13 protein-coding genes are annotated in these 17,801 nt (G+C 48.8%); 5 read left to right on the top strand and 8 right to left on the bottom strand.

The features are described 5' to 3' along the window. Nucleotides 1-48 precede the first annotated feature (48 nt). The gene (locus PG887_RS00615) at nucleotides 49-525 is read right to left on the bottom strand and encodes a DMT family transporter (protein WP_201985109.1); all 477 of its coding nucleotides are present in this window, start codon (nucleotides 523-525) and stop codon (nucleotides 49-51) included. Nucleotides 526-539: 14 nt separating this feature from the next. Next, nucleotides 540-2,024, bottom strand: coding sequence for an amidohydrolase family protein (locus PG887_RS00610; RefSeq protein ID WP_234924066.1), 1,485 nt, complete (start codon nucleotides 2,022-2,024; stop codon nucleotides 540-542). Between the two features lie 58 nt (nucleotides 2,025-2,082). Here PG887_RS00610 and PG887_RS00605 point away from each other — a divergent pair, with 58 nt between their 5' ends. Continuing rightward, nucleotides 2,083-2,988, top strand: coding sequence for a LysR family transcriptional regulator (locus tag PG887_RS00605; RefSeq protein ID WP_201985110.1), 906 nt, complete (start codon nucleotides 2,083-2,085; stop codon nucleotides 2,986-2,988). Between the two features lie 902 nt (nucleotides 2,989-3,890). Here the strand turns inward: PG887_RS00605 and PG887_RS00600 are convergent. The 6 genes from PG887_RS00600 to PG887_RS00575 are packed head-to-tail and all read right to left on the bottom strand — an operon-like array spanning nucleotide 3,891 to nucleotide 12,989. Next, nucleotides 3,891-5,909: a hypothetical protein gene (locus tag PG887_RS00600; RefSeq protein WP_270820991.1), complete on the bottom strand. Its 2,019-nt coding sequence runs from the start codon at nucleotides 5,907-5,909 to the stop codon at nucleotides 3,891-3,893. Between the two features lie 9 nt (nucleotides 5,910-5,918). After that, a complete protein-coding gene (locus tag PG887_RS00595; protein WP_270820989.1) occupies nucleotides 5,919-7,154 on the bottom strand; it encodes a restriction endonuclease subunit S in 1,236 nt (411 codons plus the stop codon). A 2-nt stretch (nucleotides 7,155-7,156) separates the two neighbouring features. Beyond that, nucleotides 7,157-8,635, bottom strand: a complete 1,479-nt coding sequence (locus PG887_RS00590) for a class I SAM-dependent DNA methyltransferase (protein ID WP_270820987.1) — start codon at nucleotides 8,633-8,635, stop codon at nucleotides 7,157-7,159. A 3-nt stretch (nucleotides 8,636-8,638) separates the two neighbouring features. Then, nucleotides 8,639-10,435: an AAA family ATPase gene (locus PG887_RS00585; protein ID WP_270820986.1), complete on the bottom strand. Its 1,797-nt coding sequence runs from the start codon at nucleotides 10,433-10,435 to the stop codon at nucleotides 8,639-8,641. A gap of 1 nt (nucleotide 10,436) precedes the next feature. Next, nucleotides 10,437-12,752 (bottom strand): EcoAI/FtnUII family type I restriction enzme subunit R, encoded by a 2,316-nt coding sequence (gene hsdR, locus PG887_RS00580; RefSeq protein ID WP_270820985.1) that lies wholly within the window; start codon nucleotides 12,750-12,752, stop codon nucleotides 10,437-10,439. A gap of 21 nt (nucleotides 12,753-12,773) precedes the next feature. After that, on the bottom strand, nucleotides 12,774-12,989 hold the full coding sequence (locus PG887_RS00575) for a helix-turn-helix domain-containing protein (protein ID WP_270820984.1): 216 nt from the start codon (nucleotides 12,987-12,989) through the stop codon (nucleotides 12,774-12,776). Between the two features lie 689 nt (nucleotides 12,990-13,678). Here PG887_RS00575 and PG887_RS00570 point away from each other — a divergent pair. The 4 genes from PG887_RS00570 (at nucleotide 13,679) to PG887_RS00555 (ending at nucleotide 17,672) form a co-directional block, all read left to right on the top strand. Next, a complete protein-coding gene (locus PG887_RS00570; protein WP_042014312.1) occupies nucleotides 13,679-14,572 on the top strand; it encodes a helix-turn-helix transcriptional regulator in 894 nt (297 codons plus the stop codon). A 126-nt stretch (nucleotides 14,573-14,698) separates the two neighbouring features. Continuing rightward, complete coding sequence (locus PG887_RS00565) at nucleotides 14,699-15,367, top strand: TM2 domain-containing protein (protein WP_202007713.1); 669 nt, start codon at nucleotides 14,699-14,701, stop codon at nucleotides 15,365-15,367. A gap of 12 nt (nucleotides 15,368-15,379) precedes the next feature. Further along, the gene (locus tag PG887_RS00560) at nucleotides 15,380-16,069 is read left to right on the top strand and encodes a hypothetical protein (RefSeq protein ID WP_118880885.1); all 690 of its coding nucleotides are present in this window, start codon (nucleotides 15,380-15,382) and stop codon (nucleotides 16,067-16,069) included. Between the two features lie 160 nt (nucleotides 16,070-16,229). Beyond that, nucleotides 16,230-17,672 (top strand): hypothetical protein, encoded by a 1,443-nt coding sequence (locus PG887_RS00555; RefSeq protein ID WP_270820983.1) that lies wholly within the window; start codon nucleotides 16,230-16,232, stop codon nucleotides 17,670-17,672. Nucleotides 17,673-17,801: the final 129 nt, after the last annotated feature.

The raw sequence follows: 17,801 nt of genomic DNA, 5'->3' as shown, positions 1-17,801 counted from the left end.
CTGCCCCGGGGCAGACGTTCGTGAAGGTCAAAACATCAGAAGGCCGCTTCACCAGTGCATAAGGCGCTCAGCTAACCGATCACCGAACAACATGATGACGAGCCCGGTCAGCATGACCAACATTCCACCCAGCTTTATCAAAGATACCGGACGCTGGATGGTGCCAAGCAGACCGAAATGGTCGATGACCTGGGATGAGAGCAACTGTCCGACGATGGCCAACCCAAGCAGGGCTGACAACCCGATTTTCGGTGCGAGCACGACGTAGCTGAACAGCGCGCAAGCACCGATCAGGCCGCCAGCCAGACTCCACAGAGGCTGTGATGGAATGGCCGCAAGCGAGGTGAATAATCCGCCACGCAGCAGCGAGAAGACCCCGAGGCTGAATGCACCGGCCGCGAAGGAGAACAATGCGGCGGTGACCGAATCGCCCCCGAGTCCTCGTGCCAGCTGGCTATTCAGAGTTGTCTGCAGCGTGATCCCGAGACCTGCGGCAAAAGCGATGACGTAATACAGTGTGCTCATGGGTTGCATACCTGTCAGTGTGCCTGTGCCAGCGGCAGGAAGGCGTCAGCAAAAATGTCAGGTTCATACCCGGCGGCGGCAAACAGATGCTCACGGGACTCATCAATGGCGGCGCGAAGGCGCGTGCTGTCTACGCCAAGCACCTTGCCATGCTGCTTGACGATGCGCCCGCCAATAATGACGGTATCAATGTTGCTGCGCTCTGTCGCATGCACCACGGTGCCAAAGGCATTGCCGGACGGGTAGAGGTTGATATCGCCAACATTGATCAGAATGAGATCCGCCTGTTTTCCTGGCGTCAGGCTCCCTACCTTGTCCAGCAGCCCTGCACAGGCAACACCATCGACAGTCGCCGATTTGAGAAGTTGGGCAGCCGGCAGCGTGGTCAGCGAGTGGTCGGAGCCGCAGCAGTGCTGCTGATGCATGCCCATCACCCGCTGCAGGTAAAATGCCACGCGCATTTCCATAAACATATCAGTGCTGTAAGAGGTTTCATTGTCGACGCTGAGGCCAGGGTTGATGCCATGACGCTGCGCCGCCTGGATGGCAAACATACCGTCCTCGATGCCATAGTGCGCATCGGAGCGCGGGCAGACATTCACCCGGACACCGGCTTCTCGCAGGATCTTCCATCCCTCATCTGGCAGTGACGTACAGTGATTGAAAATATTGTCCGGGCCGAGCAGACCGCGCCGATGCAGTGACTCCAGCTCAGACGCCATAAAAGAACCAAAGAATTCAGTGACGATCGGCAGTCCCAGCCTGCGAGCCTCGGCCCACAATGCAGGCTCCAGCTGGGCCATGACAGCAAGGGAAACCAGGCTCTCTGGGTTGTCCTTGAAATATTTCTCTTGCAGGCGTTGCCAGTTACCCGGCCAATGAGCCTTGTCCCATTCCCCCGATACCGGTGCGCCGGAGGCGTGTATGGCACGGATCCCTGCATCCAGCAGGGCCTCGACGGCGGCGTCCGAATGGGCTGCGGTGCGGCTGTTATGGGAATTGTCAATGACGGTGGTGATGCCTGCATCAATGCAGCCCAGTGCCGTCAGCAGGTTGCCGATATACATATCGGCAGGGCGATAGTACTTGGCGAAAGAGAAGTGCGTGGCGTTGCTGTAGTCTTCCAGACAAGTGGCATTCGGATTGATGCGGCGCAGTTGTCCCTCCCAGGAGTGGCGATGAGAATCCACCATCCCCGGCATGGCGATCATGTTCGTAGCATTGATGATACGGGCACCATTCGCCTCCAGATTCTCGCCTATGGCCGTAATGGTTGATCCACTGATCAGAATGTCTCCACGTTCAATGTTACCCACGCTCTCATCCATGCTGAGGATCGTGGCCCCCTTGATCAAGATTGAATCTGGTATTACATCTTGATTATTAACAATATTTCTAACGTATCCGGTCATTTCAAGAGCCTCTTTTCTAGCCAATGGCAAAAAGATACGGCACTCTATTACCCTGAAAAAGATGACCAAACTGTTTTCATAATTCATGATTTTCGAATAATCATGGGAACTATCGGTAGAGTTATCGTCTCAAGGGAGAAGGGCTGTGGATCGTATTCAGGCTATGCAGATCTTTATGCGGGTTGCTGAGACCGGAAGCTTCGTGCAGGCAGCAGAGACCCTCTCACTGCCTTCCTCGACAGTCAGCAGTACGATTAAAAACCTCGAAAAATACCTGCAGGTGCGCCTGCTGAACAGAACAACGAGGCAGGTGAACCTCACCCCTGAAGGCCTGCAGTATCTTGGCCAGTGCAGGGAAATACTCTCATTGATTGAACATGCCGAGTCCAGCCTGACGGAGGCTATCAAGCGGCCACAGGGGCGTTTGCGGGTTGATATGCCGAGCGGGATAGCACACTCCATCGTCATGCCGAATCTCAGAGACTTTCACCAACGTTATCCAGATATCTACCTGATGATAGGTGTGAGTGACCGGCAGGTTGATCTTGTTCAGGAAGGTGTGGACTGCGTGATCAGAACAGGAGAGCTGAATAACTCCACCCTTGTTGCTCGTCCCCTTGGCCGGTTTCGGTGGGTAACCTGCGCCTCGCCTGAATACCTTCACGAAAACGGTGTTCCCCAGTCCCCTGAAGAACTGTCTGTGCACCAGGCGGTCCACTACTTTTCGGGCCTCGCCAGGCATGCAAACGAAATGCGCTTTGTCCGCGGTAAAGAGACTCTATCGGTTACTGTGAGCGGCACCGCAGCCGTCAATGACACGGGGCTTTATATCAAGATGTGCCTCGATGGCTTTGGCCTCATCCAGCTTGCCGAGAATGTTGTACTGGAGCACCTGCAGGCAGGAAGGCTCATCGAGGTGCTAGCAGATTGGCAACCGCCATCGGTGCCAGTCACATTGCTTTATCCCCATCAGCGTTTTCTGTCTCCTGCCGTGCGTGCATTTGCTGACTGGATTGCCGAACTTGTCCACAAGACCAGCCCGGGAAAATGAATACAACCATAGGATTCAAATCTGTTTGCTGGCCAACGAAACGCGAGGCCCAGGCGCCATAACAAGCCGCGCTAGCTTCAGTACCAAAGACCATCCCTAGACAACCTCGGCGCAGTGTCAAGACACATCTGCTTGCCTATGTCGGAGCACTCAGCCAGCCGATTACAGCAAATCACAGGGAGCAACAAGTCACCTGGACAGGAAATGGCCAATTCAGCAAAAGTGGGAAAGAAATTCTGGGGGGAGGGGGGTAAAACAAAAACGACACAATGAAGCGTCGTATCTGTTTAATCTGTAAGGCTTTTTCTTCAATTTTAATGGTGCCCGAGGCCGGAATCGAACCGGCACGACGCGAACGTCGAGGGATTTTAAATCAAAGGGCCTCGTTTGCATCTTGTTGCATGAAATAGCAAACAGATGGAGCGAGTGACACCGCTAATTCGCAACGAATCGCACCCCGTCATAGAACATCGCATACCGCTTATCACAGAATTCGAAAAGATGAGGGGAATCACCCCCGTCGATACAATCTTTGCAGACCCCTTGCAGGTTCCTTCTGTAACAGTCAAAGTAAACTCAAGCGCAATGAATCCTCTTTGCGCATAAAAGAAAAATATAACATCTTGTTTTTCATAACAAAAACTACAAGGTGTAAGAATCCCATTGGGGATAGAAACTACTGTGTTACTTGCTCTACATTCTTATGGATAGACTCTTACAGGTCAGCTAACCAGTCCTCATCACATCCGCAAAAAACGCACGAAATGGAATTCTCGTCGCTCGCGGTATCTGACCACTACCTCCGGTACTTAGCCAAAGCGGCATAATTTCTACATGCGGATCCAGCTAAGCATGGGGTGATTACCATCGTGATTGACCCTATATATTGTCATCAAGCGTACCTAATTAGATGGCAATCCAAGCTTGTCAAAGAACGCACGGTTACGTTCCTTGGCCGCCTTTACTAACTGATCGAAACTAATCACTTCTATATATGCATGAGATGGCTCGTTATACCCAAAATAACCCATCCCATCAGATGTTATTCGCAAATTGGCTCTACGGCAGCGACGATGCATGGATTCAGTAAGGTCACAAAGCACATAGCAATACCCGGGGATATCCTTGTTCCCGGGTATCGGGCGACCGGATTTTGTCGTTACTTTACCCTCTCGTATTCGCTCTAAATAACCAAGCGCTTGATCAATCGGGTCTTTATCTTCACCTTCACGCATATTGTTGCGCATTGGACGTATGATTTCGACCACGGTGATAGATGCTAAGGGAAAGCTATTTTGATCATTAACAAGCAGCGGGTTATCAAACACTCTTAGGCTGAGTAAATCTGGTTCCTTTGTCGAATCATTACCAGTAATCGGCATCGCATTCAGAGTTTTGTCGGAAGCCAAATAGTTGTGAAATGCTAAACGTTCGTCGATCAACCATAGATTACAAGAATCCAGTAAAACCTCGCTAGAATCTTTGCGCATTGGCATGATTAGCTCATGAATTATGTCTTCTCGGGCATACTTGCCATCATCCAGTCGCTCGATGGATTTTTGCAGTAGATCAATAATGACCTTTCGATGTGATACGTAATTGGCGAGGTCTGATTTTTTCAGATCTTCAGCTTTTCGCAGATACTGGCTTAGCCGTTCCTTGTATTCCTCTACATGCTCCTCATTTTGAGGTTGCATGATGTCATGACCCTCACTTACTAATTGTCTCTCGACCTCATACCACTGAGCATGTAGATGTAACTCTAAGTCTTTGTCCGACTTTTCTGGGTCAACAATGAGCTGTTCTTCTGCAACATAGTGAGCAATAGGCCGGTATCGGGGTGCATGGCTATTAATAAAATCATCTACGCGTTTACGACCGGCTGAGACATTTTCTGCCAAAACATCTTGCAGATATTCTTTCGTGCGTGCGAGCACTGCATCGCGAATATCTTTAAAGCTTACTTCGTTGAGCATGTCTTCTACGTTTTCGGCAATATCAAAAGAGGTGCGCTCGCTGCGTACACGCTCATCTAAGTAGCCTGAAGACACGTAACAGGTATAGGTAAATTCCCCCGATTCGTCAGATATTTTGCCGTACAAGCCGGGAATTTTTCCTTGAATGGATTCTTCTTTAACCAATCGATTAGCTGCGCATAAAGCTAACTGATGCTTTTTATTTACCGATGCCCGAAACTTGATATGAGTTAGGTCGAACGCATAATCGCGTATTTTTATCGTTTCGAGGAATGCGCTGGCGTGCATATGTTCTTCGAGCAAGGAATCCAGTTCGAAAATCTCACCAGCGTCTTCGACTTGTATATCGGGTGCACTGCCTCGACGAACAAAGTACCAGAGCACATGTTCAAGTAGCTGATTAGCTACTGTTAGCCCCTTGGTTGGCACCTGCTTTCGATAACTTTCATCAAATCCCACCAGTTTGATTTGAGTACCTGGTTGTTGTTCGGTAGCTACCTGAAGATTTTCACTGTGGACGCCTGATTTATCGTTAAAGCGAAATACACGCTTTTTTAGATGGCCATCCCCATCGACAAAATGGCTTTCTACTTCGACAAGATCAAACACCTTCAACCACATCAAGCGACCGACACCTCGGCAGCCTTTGTCAATTTTGTGGTCGGAATCCAGTGTTTCAAATGACTTAAAGTTGGTTTCATTAAAACCACAACCATTATCAGTGATGGTGAAACCTACTATAGGTGGCTGCGATTTGGCATCGAAATCTAAACTCTTCTGAGTCGCGCGATTGATCCGAAGAACAACCCTACCGTTATCGCTATTACCTTTTTCTTCAATCGAGTGAATAGAGTTTACCACCGCCTCAAAAACAGGCATCAGGCCGTGACTCTTAGGTAAAGAAGTGTTGCGTAAGCGACCTTTGAGATTGGTTTGTAAACTCATACTCCCTCCTTAGAGCTCGCCTTTAAAAGCTGAATCGAGAATTGATGCTTTTAGTTGCTGCATCATTGTTATTTTTTCAGAAATTTCAGCTTTGCTCTTTCTTGCTTTGGATATCAAAGCATTGCAATCAGCAACCGCTTTAGCAATGGCCTCATCATTAGCCGGTAAAGGAAGCGCGAGGTTCTTAAGGTCTGTTATTGATAAATTTGGCTGATTCAGGGACTTAGATTTTTCCAGTACATAATTTTTAGTGCGGGATGACTGTAAGTAAAGATAAATGAAATCTAATACGTGTTTGTTTTTTGAAGTTATTGCAGCGACACGCTGATTCACTAGCGCGCCACTATAACTTTCTGGTACTCGGCAAACTTTAAGTCCACCATTAATTATCGGACGAGTTAATGCGATTACGATATCGTTCGCCTTTGCTGCAAATCTCTGATATTCACTCTCATAGTTGACGGGCAAAAACTCTTCTGCATTTTCAGAAAACTCATTAACACCAACGTTGGTTATTTTAATCGGCTTAACTCCGGATTCCGAAGTGAAGTCACCGCTTTTGAATGCATAACCAGATATAAAATCAGCCAGCTTTGACAAGGGTAACTCGGGGTTTGTTTTTGTGAGTTCAGCAAAATAGATATCAAGCCCATTCTGAGATAACGCATCGGCCAGCGTGACGCTTTCCTGCAAATGCTCGACGGAGGTGTCGATGCGGGTGAGCAGTGCATCGAGTTTTTCGACGATGCGTTTTTGTTCCTTAAGTCCACAAACAGGAACGCTGACACTTTTTAAAGCTTTTAAAGGTACTCGCTGTCGACCAGTTGCACCTTCCATGTTATCTATTAGAAAACGGCGAACTGATGGCGACCGAAAGAAGTGCAATAAATATTTTGGTTCAACACTATCTAACGCATGGATTGGAAAAACCTCTGTCGTAGCGAAGCCACCGTCAACATTGTCGATTAAGGCTGTTTTGTTATTCTCTGTACAAGGAGTGATTTTGGCAAACAGTACCGCATCACGTTGAAATTTTGTGTATCCCTTTTTTACGTCATCAAAGTTTCGTAGTTCGTAAGTGCTCTTTTGACCTGTTTCTTGATCAATGTCTGTCATTCCAATAAACGGGACATTCCCTTCAGAATCTGGAGTTGGCACAAATCCTCTATCGGCTCCGATCTGCGCAACTTCTTCAATGCTTTGCCACTCCCACCCGTCCGGCAATGAATACAAAACCTGTTCCATTATTATTTCTCCGCCAACAGGTCTTCAATTTCATCCAACAGGCCTGATACCAGTTTTTCTTTGGTGCGGATCTGCTTAAGAATATCGCTTGGCGCTAAGTGCTCGGCATCTTTCTGTTTGGCTGGGTTTTTGGCGGATAGGTCATAGTCTTCAGCTAATTTACTGGCTGAAACTGTCCATGAACGTTCAGTGGTTTCGCGGCTGCTATACAGTTCTACAAACTCTTTTAGGTGATCATCGGTGATCGGTTTGTTTTTGGTGAGCTTTTGCTCAGGCTCACATTCGTAATACCACACATCGCTGGTGCCACCGCTGCGCTCAAAAAACAACACGTTTGTTTTTACGCCCGAATATGGCAAAAATACCCCAGCGGGTAGGCTTAAAATGGTGTGTAGGTTAAAGTTTTCCAGCAGTTCTTGTTTGACCTGTTTAAACGCACTGTTGGTTTGGAACAGCACGCCTTCTGGTACTACGATGGCAGCTTTGCCGCCACTTTTTAGTGCTTTCATAAAGTGTTGCAAAAACAGCAACTCGGTGGCGTTACTTTGGATAGGGAAGTTTTGCTGGATTTGTGACTTTTCTTTACCGCCAAATGGTGGGTTAGCGAGAATAATGTCGTAACGGTCTTTTTCCTGAATGTCGCGGATATTCTGGGTCAGGGTATTACCACGGAACAGGTTTGGCGACTCAATGCCATGCAAAATCATGTTCATCATACCCATCACGTACGCCAGCGAGGTTTTCTCGTAACCGAAGAAGGTGTCGCGTTGAATAAAATCCCACTGCTCGGTAGATAGTTGGTTCTTTTTGCCCTTTAGATGCTCAAAGGCTTCCACTAAAAATCCGCATGAGCCAGCCGCTGCATCGTAAATGGTTTGCCCGGCCTGCGGGTCAATGGCCTTAATCATGGCTCGTACCACGGGGCGCGGCGTATAAAACTCGCCCGCATAACCACCGGCATCGCCCATGTTTTGCAATAAGCCTTCATAGACCAGCGAGAGTTCAAACATGTCATCACTGGACTGGAAATTCAGTGTGTCGATAATATCCAACACTTCACGCAAGGTATGGCCAGACGCTACCTTGTTGTCTAAATACTGGAAAATGGCACCAATTTTATAGGCGAAAGTTTTTGGGTCTGAACCTGTAACGGCGGCATTGGCAAAGCTTTTTAAGTAGGGGAATAACTCGTTATTCACATACTCGGTTAAGTCATCGCCCGTGCGAACTTTGTTAATATCTAGCTTGCCCTCAGCATTTTTTGGGCAGGCCCAATTTGACCAGCGGTGCGCTTCATCCAACACCGGTTGATAATCTTTACCTGATAGTACCGCTTCATCTTCTTTTTCAGACTCATAATCATCCAAAAACTTTAAGAACAACACCCATGAGGTTTGCTCGGTATAGTGCATAGCACCACTAATGCCATCGTCACGGCGCAGTATGTCGGTAATTCGGTCAATCTTTTGTTGTAATGACATGGCTTATAGTTTTCCGATAATAAAATTGTACATATTGGTGATGTCTTCGCTGATTTCTGCGGGCGGAATCAGATCGAGATAGGCTTGGAGTTTTTCAATGTCGAGGCCTAGGCCCTCGGTATTGATCAGAGGGTCAATGACACTTTTGGCATTCAATCGCCGAATATCGTCGTTATCACCTGGGTTGTTTGGTTGTAAATGATTGCGCTGCGCAATTTCACCATTGTTGATTTGAGTAAGCACGTTGTGGTGCGACAGCGCTGTATGCGAAAGCAAGTAATTTTTGATTTCGCGGCGTTTCCAAGCCAATAGATATGGCGAAACTCTGGTACCACGCGGCCATTGAATGGCATTTAGCAACTCACGGTACACTTGCCCGTTCACTTGAACGCCATTGGCAGCATTCCAGTCCAATGCCGCCTCGTCTCGATCACAAATTAGGAAAATCTGTGTTGTTACAAGTGGTGATTCAATCTTGCTTAAGCCATGTAACCAATCTATTTTGCCCTTGCCAAAGGTTTCGTTAGCAGAAGCGTAGCTAGAGGACTTTTTCATGGCATGCACAGTGGCTAATCGATTTACGTCTAACCCTGCACGTGAGGCGAGTTTGGTAAAGATAATCCAGTCATTGTAGTCATCTAATAAGGCGATGTTAGGCAGCTTACCACACACCTCAAATTCAACGGATTTGGCACGAGAAAGTACACTAAGGCGGCTGATTAGTTGCTTGATCTTGTTGTCTTCGTTAATTCGACCTTGTTCTACCACTTTCAGGTGTTCTATGCGGTTTTCTTTTGCAGAAATAGAGTCCAACAGGTGTGTCGTAGTAATCGCATGGCCTTGAATGCTGTGTAATAGCGACCATAGTTTCTCTACGTTTTTGTAGTGCAGGTGCGAATCTGCTTCATCAAATAGGAATAGCGTATTCGGCGCATCAAAAAGGTCTATCAACGCATATAGAAAGAGCAGTTGGTATTCACCATCGCTTAACAGGTCAAGCTCTATTCCATCTTTAAAAACGAGTTTGTAGCCTTGTTTGTCTATGAAGTAATCGTTATCCGCCGCTTGGGTAAAAAAGCTCACTTCAGGGTCAAACGCTATATTTTGAGCCTGGGCATTTGCTTCACCAGCTTCTATACCCTCTTCACCTGCTTGTGGCTGTCTTGGGTAATCGAACGAAACATCAATGAGTCGGCTTGCTGGTATTTCAATAGTTCGCTTACGCAGCGGTTGCTCAAACTCATAATCATTAGAGAGGAAGCTACTAATAAAGCTGTCTAACGAACGAAAGTAGGGAGTATTTCGTAGCGTATCAACTTCGCCATTTTCTTCGCGCCTCAGGGCATCCTGGACTCGATTAACATAGTTTTTATCAATTTTGAATGCGCATTTTAAGTAAGTAGTTTGGTCATCACCTTCAAATGCCGATTCAGTAACATAGCCTCGTTCGCGCAAAAATGAACGAACTTTGCCACTACGCTTGGTCGCCGTTGCAAGGAAAATGAGTAATTTAGACCAAGGCTTGTCAAAGTACAGGCATTCCAACCCCAACCCTCTACCCGCTTGACGTTCGCGTTTTAAGTAAATACCAAACTTTTCAGAGTAGTTCTCATTCTGCCCTGAAGAAAAGCACACCACATTTAGGTGGTGATGTGCGCGCTTGTTTAACCGTTCTTCAAATACTGACTGCAAGATGCTGGATTTACCGCTGCCATTTTCACCAATTAAAGTAGCAACCTTATTGATGTTTAAGGTTTGTGGCTGGTCGTGCAGCGGGTTAGGTGCGAGTGTTAATTCCATTTCAATTCACATGATAAAGCTGTTGTTGTAATTTTTTAAAAGCCGCCAGTAAATAGGCCGGCTTTCCACCGAATGCTGTTGAAGCGTCTTTCACTGTGCCCAACCCTGATAGCTCGATGAGAGCAGGTAAGCGTTCGCGTGATAACTCCGTGCTGCCGGTTTGCTCATAACGATTGAGTACAAAGTGCAAAAACTGCTGTGCCTTTTCTTGCTGATATTGTTTAAAGAAAGAGCTGTTAGTACGAACTTGCTCAGCGCGAGCTTTACGGGTTGCCATGGGCTGTTCAAAGGCTAAAAAAGCCAGCAGATCGAAGATATCGCACTCTTCTGCTTCAAACATGCGTCGCAGTGTGGCAAGTTGCTCTTTATCAAAGCCTGCTTGAACGAGTTTGCCGAGCAAGATTTCGCGCTCGTCGGGGTCTGACCATATCTGCCGCAATTCCTCAATCGATTTAAACAACCCTGGCAATTGGGTGATCAAGCGCTCAACAAATTCTTGCACCGTTAGAGGTTTGCCGTTTTCATCGATATAACGGGTTTCTACATCAATGACTTTCAGTTCACGGTGTTTGCCTAGCTTTACTTTCAATCGAGGTTTTGACTCGCACGGTTCAGGCTCTGGGCCATCTGTTCCTCCGGGTGGCTCTGGTGTGTAAGGTGGTGTTGTTGGCTCACCAATGCCACCTGGCTCTGGTACTTCAGGCTCTCCATCCCAATCTTTGTCATAAAATTTATTGGTTGCACCACGAAAATCAACAATCGTGAAATAGTCTTTGCCATCAAAAACACGGGTGCCGCGACCGATGATTTGTTTAAACTCCACCATTGAGCCGATGGTTCTGTCCAGCACTACGTTACGCACGTTGCGGGCATCTACTCCAGTGGTTAGCATTTGCGATGAGGTAATGATGGTAGGGATGTCTTTGTCGTTATCCTGAAACTTTTCCAGAAGATCGCGGCCAACTTTGCCTTCATCACTGGTTACACGCACACAGTAATGTGGGTCTTTCAGCTTTTTGTGTTTGTTGATCATGTCACGCATGGTAAGTGCATGATTTTGGTTTTCGCAAAAGACGATAGTCTTTTCTAGTGGATTGATATTGTCCAAAATAGCTTTTGCGACCAGTTCGGTACGTTCATCTACGACGATTTTTTTGTCGTAATCTGCAACCTGATAGACATCTTGCCCTGACTCACCTTCGATCACTTGGTCATCTTTGGTTAGCACCAGCTCATCTAAGTTGGTGCGTACGCGTTTGACACGATATGGCGTTAAGAAACCATCGTTGATGCCATCTTTTAATGAGTATTCAAAAGCGGGGGAGCCAAAGTAGTCGTAGGTATCCACGTTAGCTTCACGTTTTGGTGTAGCTGTTAGGCCGACATGTACCGCACTGCCAAAATGATCAAGTATGACTCGCCAAGAACCTGTCTCATTGGCACTACCCCGGTGACACTCGTCAATCATTACAAGGTCAAAAAAATCACTTGGATACGCTTTGTAATAGCCTTCAATATTTTCTCGCTCAGCAATGGCTTGGTAGATAGCAAAAAATATATGCGCATTGGTTGGCACGACTCCGCCACGCTTGCGTACCTCCTCACCATTTATTTTGATGAGATCTTTTTCGTATGGGTTGAAAGTGTTAATGGCTTGATCGGCCAAAATATTGCGATCCGCTAAAAACAAAATTCTAGGCCTACGTGTACCCGGAGATTCTTTGTTCCAACGTGACTGGAACAATTTATGGACGATTTGAAAGGCAATAAACGTTTTACCTGTACCGGTCGCCAGCGTTAACAGCACTCGTGGCTTACCTTTACCAATAGCATCTGTGGCGGCATGGACCGCTAATTCTTGGTAATAACGCGGCTGCATTGCGCCTTCTAAATGAAAGGGCACATTACGAAGTTGCTGGCCTAGATCCGAATTAACACCCGCATAGCGGTTTTCAAGCTCTTGTGGTGTTGGATAAAACTCGATGTAGTCGCCTTTGCCAGTTTCTAAGTCGAACTCATAGGTTTGTTTGCCATTGCTTGAATAGACAAAGCGAACGAGTAGCTTCTTGGCATAGTCGATGGCTTGTTGAAGGCCTTTGGTTGGGTGCTCAGATTCTTTTTTTGCTTCAACAACTGCAAGGTAACGATTGTCTTTGTGGAGCAGATAATCGACAAAACAACGACGACCACGGGCTCCAGCGGCAAGCTTACGGCCATCGGTAAAGTAGTGCTCCCGAATGATGTTGCCTGGATGCCAATGTGCGGCTTTTAATGCTGGGTCGATGTAGTTTGCTCTGGTATCTGCTTCTGACGACATATCGTCACTCCTTGATGCTTTTTAGCTTTGGCTATCGCTTGGCACTTTTTCCAATATGTCGTTCAATGGGCAGTTAAACAAATCACATAATTTATCTAATGCCTCTAAATCCACCTTGAGCGCGGTTTCTTTGTACAGTAGCGTGATAGTGGTACGGCTTATGCCGGTTTCTCGCATCACGTCGCTAATGCGCATTTTTCGTTCGCCCATTAAACGGGCAAGGTGGCAGCGGATCATGCTCTCTCCACGGTCGTATACATCACATTTGCGTTTTATTGCATTGAAAAATTCAAAGCCAACGTATTGATTGGTGTTTGATTTTTAATCGTTAATGCTACGAGTAATCACTGTTGCCAACCCTATCACGATTAGGTTTTTTATCAACTTATTTGAGTTGAAGCGTAATTTTTTAGAGTAGTGAAGACAGATTGTCAGTGTGAGGAAGTTAGGTTGCCGTGATCATGACAAAACGGTACGGTAGCATGGCTTGCAATTTATGCTCTATGCTACTGATATTTTTTGAGACCGCAGTGCTCAGATACCATCCCCCCACAAGGACCTTGGTGCATAATTTCTAAGCAGAGCGGACTTTCTCCAAGCACCGGTTGCGCTCAGATGATCTGCTGCTGAGCAGAGGACCGTCACCACTTCGTTTCGCGGCTCCCACTATGCCATATTCTGATTGTGAGGCCACACTAGAAGCCGTTTGAACCAACCTCCTTGCAAACCGTCATGGCTAGTTATGGTCGCACTTCCTAGGCGGCTTAACCGCTTCTCGCCGGTTGATAACAAAACCCCTCTACTGATGACAAAAGCCCATCGCCGATGATGGGTTTTGCGAAAAACTGCCTGCCAGCCAATTCGTCACGCCGTGTCGCGGCCTGTTTGGATAATCCGCGACACGGTTATTCCCCTTCTGTGATGGTATGCACGAACACGACAAGATTGCTCAGCGCCTCGGTATGCTCCTCACCCGTCTGTACAGCGGTGAGAAGCTGCACCTGAGTGATCTGGCCACCGAGTACAACGTCACCGTGCGCACCCTGCAGCGGGATTTCAATCAACGCCTCAGCTATCTACCGATAGAGCACCGCAGCCAGCAATACTGGCTGGATCCTGGGTTCCTCAATCACAAGAACGACGGAAAGGTGCGAAAGCTGGCCGAGCAGTTGGGTATCACCGACTTGTTCCCCCGCGCCAGTGAACATCGTCTGGGTCAACTACTGGACAGAGGCAGCCCCAGTCTCTTTGCCATCAAGGGGTTCGATGGACAATCAGCCGACTCACTCATTCACCAGATACCGGTATTAGAGCAGGCCCTGACCCAGCATCTGCAATGCTGGCTCATCACCAAAGACCAGCGCAAGCAACTGTTTAGCCCCTATCAGCTCGTCAACTACAAGGGCACCTGGCACTTAGTCGGCGTCAGCGAGGGGCGGTTGCAAGCCTATCCGCTGAGCAACATCGCACTGGTTGAGCTATCGCAACAGACCTTTACCCGCGATGCGCTTATTCAGCGGCAAATCGATACCGATCCGACGCTCTGGCGCTCCGGCATGATCGAGGTGCTCCTCAAGGCCAGTGCCTCCATCGCCATCAACTTTCAGCATCGTCCGTTGTTGCCCGAGCAGGAGATTGTCAAAACCCTGGATGACGGTGCGCTGTTATTGAGCAGTCGTGTGCTCGATGCCAATCAAATTCTGCCCATCATCAAATCCTGGATGCCGGGACTGACCGTGATCTCACCCGGTTTTATCCATGAGCAGATCGTCCGTGATTTACGCCATCTATTGACCCTGATGAGCCAGGCTCCGCCCTGACCCATTTGTGACCAACATCTCGATTTATACATCTGACGACAACGTATGATATGCCGCGACACAACCTGTCGCCACTGATTCACATTGTCGTCAACCATCCCGCAGTCGATATCCAAGGAGTAGTGCATGAACACCATCAGCCTGCAAAAAGTGTCCGACAACACTCTTTGCTCCACCAGTCCCTATGAGCCACTCTTCGAGCATGTCGCCGCCCATTTGCAAGCCCAGGGCGGGACGTTAAAAACCATCGAGCGCACCCAAGGCAGGATCGAAGCCGCATGGAAATATGGCTTTAACCCATTCGGCATGCGTATCACCGTGAATTTCGCCTCTCAAGGCAATGAGACCATCCAGCTCACCCTCAATGGCTCGTTTGTCGATGCCATCGATACCTTTGGAGCAGCCAAGAAGAAAGCCAGGGCAATCACGGATGAACTGCTGAAGCCTATCGATATCGCAGCATGGCCGATTAAAGAGGGGGCAACATCCTCCCAGCACCCCTCTACCGCGACCACTCCCCCGCAGGCACCGCTAAACGGCGCAAACGCCGTTGCGCACCGTGGCAAGCGCAAGGGGCTCACCGCTGTGCTCGCATTCTTGGGCGGCGGCATTGGTCTGCATAAGTTCTACACCGGGAATTGGGGCTGGGGGCTTATCTACTTAGCGCTCTGCACCACCGGCCTTCCCCTGATCTTGTCCGTGATCGAGTTCATCCGTGTTTTGTGCCTGACACAGGAGGAGTTTGACCGTCGCTATAACTACCGCCCCATATCCGCGTTTTCATGGGTGTGGTGAGGAGCGCCTTGTATGAACATAAAAACTGCAGTCGGATTACTGATGCTCTGCTCGACAGGCGCTTATGCTGGCGTACTCAGCATGCTGGATGTGGCAACCCTCAAGGAAAGCGAGCTGGAGATGTGCCCGAACATCTCCGTCGAGAAGATGGTCAACAGCTTTTTCGAAGATCCCGAGTGGACCGGCGGGAAAGCGGCGGATGGTCGGAAATTGGTGAATGTCAGCGGCACCATCACCTATGCCAGTCAGCCTGCACGGGCCATGGTGCAGGTCTGGATGCAAGACGATGGTTTTTCTGTGGAGGCGCTGGAGATTAACGGACGACCACAGCCAGAGGGGATGCTGGATCTTCTGCTAGAGAAAATGTGCCAGAGCGCCAGAGGTACCGACCATACAGGAGATCCACAGCAACAAGCAGTCGAGCTGCCGTTCACGGGAACTCGGTACTTCAACTTCGGAGGTGAAAATGGGATTCAACAATCCATCACTATCGCCCCCAATGGACGCGTCACATTGAGATCCCATGGTGCGACCGCTGTCTCCGTCGATTATCAGGGCATGTATGAAAACCCACTGCTGACCCCGGCGGGTAACTACCGCGTCCATGCCGACAAGATATATCTCACCGACGAAGGCGGAGACTTCCCTGACCCATCAGAGTGCGAGGTCATCGTGTGCGAGACAGAACTGTCTGCACCTTGATGCACTGAAGCTAAAAACAACGACAAGCACGGTGAATAGAAACGCATAAATTAGAGGCTAATCAACATTTTATAGCCGTACACCGAGATAAAATTATCACGATGATAACGGACCATGCTCTGGACGTTATCGCATACCAATAATAAACGGGAAACTAACAATGAAGAAAACCCCCTTGGCCATGGTGTTGATGGCTACTTTGTCAGGCTGTGGCGGTGGTGGTAGCGACGGTGGAAACACGGATAGTCCAACCCCACCGAGTGCCTCCTTGGCGATGTCAGGAAAGGCGATTGATGGATACATTCAAGGCGCGACCGTCTATCTCGATCTCAATTTCAACCGTCAGTGGGATCATGGTGAACCCAAGACAACCACCAATGATGCCGGTGATTATCGGTTAGAGCTGCCGGTAGACCTGCAAACCTGCGCTCAATACGCCCCCTTGGTGGTCGATGTGCCGGTAGATGCCGTGGACCAGGATCTTGGCCCTGTAACAGAAGCCTATCAGATGGTCCTTCCTCCCACCTTTGCCCCCATCACCAAGGATGATGTCTACCATGTGACGCCGCTGACCACGGTGCTCTGGAGCAGTGTAGGAAGTGAGCTGGCAGCCCAATCACAGACGACTTGCCAGACCGTCATGGCGAACCGGCAAAAGCAGGAGCAGTTGATCGCCTCGATGAAACAGGCCGTCAGCCGTGTTGTCAGTCACTACAACATCTCTGAGCAGAAGCTGTATGCGGACTTCATCGCCAGCGGTGATAGCGAGACAGCCACGCTGGCCCAGGAGATCGTGCGCGGCTTGCAGCAGTCTTTTACCGAGACAGAAACCTTGAAACGGGAAAACCCGGACGCCAACTTTGTCTATGTCGATTACCACAAGGGGGATAGTCGCGACCACAACAATGCCTATCCGGATGCCTGGTATCGTGAAATCCAGTTGCAAGGGGCAGCCCAGAGCAGCACCGAGCTGGTGAAGGTGAGCGATGATTTCGCGCAAATTATCAAGACCATCATCTACGGTGAAGAGCGCCAAGTGACAGGCAATAACTACACCTACACAACCCGTTACGACTTTGAGTCGCGCCATGGGGACAACACCCCCTATAGCTGTGACATCAAGGAGACCCTCTCGACCCGCTCGAACGGAAAAATGTACTCACTGGAGAATCTGGCCGAAGCATCGGCAGAGAGCTTCAACGACTGTGCTCCTGACGATATGGCAGCAGCGATCACCCACCGCTACGCCTTCATCAACTACAGCAACAACGATCTGAGCTACTCCACCCAATTCATCTATAACCGGCAGGCGGGCGCATTCAGCTTCCTGAACGACTGGGTCGGTCTGGAAGGGCAGCTATCCACCCTGAACATGGGTGAGCTCACTGCGGCTCTCGAAGCCCTTCCCTATCCGTATGACGAACCATCCCAAGATCCTGATGCGGCTAGCTGGGTCAAGAGCATGACGGCCAGTGAAAATGGCAATACCATCAAAACGAGCTATAACAGCAGCGGCCTCTATCAGAAGCAAACAACCTATGCGGACGGTACTCATAGCCTGGAATGTGGCACGGACGGCATAAACTGGGGAGCCTGTCAGTAGTCCGGCTCCATAGCGCGGAAAACGCAGAGGTCAGGGTCGGTCGGCACTGGCCTCTTTTTCGCACAGCTTAGCTAAAACGGAACGATCCTGACTAATGGCCGAGCCGCATCTCCTGATCCAGCTTCAATC

Origin of the sequence: Aeromonas sp. QDB14 (assembly GCF_027707845.1) — a bacterium.
GTDB classification, from domain to species: Bacteria; Pseudomonadota; Gammaproteobacteria; order Enterobacterales; family Aeromonadaceae; genus Aeromonas; species Aeromonas caviae.
The sequence above is the reverse complement of the archived record's forward strand: the minus strand, read 5'-3'. Positions and strand labels throughout refer to the sequence as shown.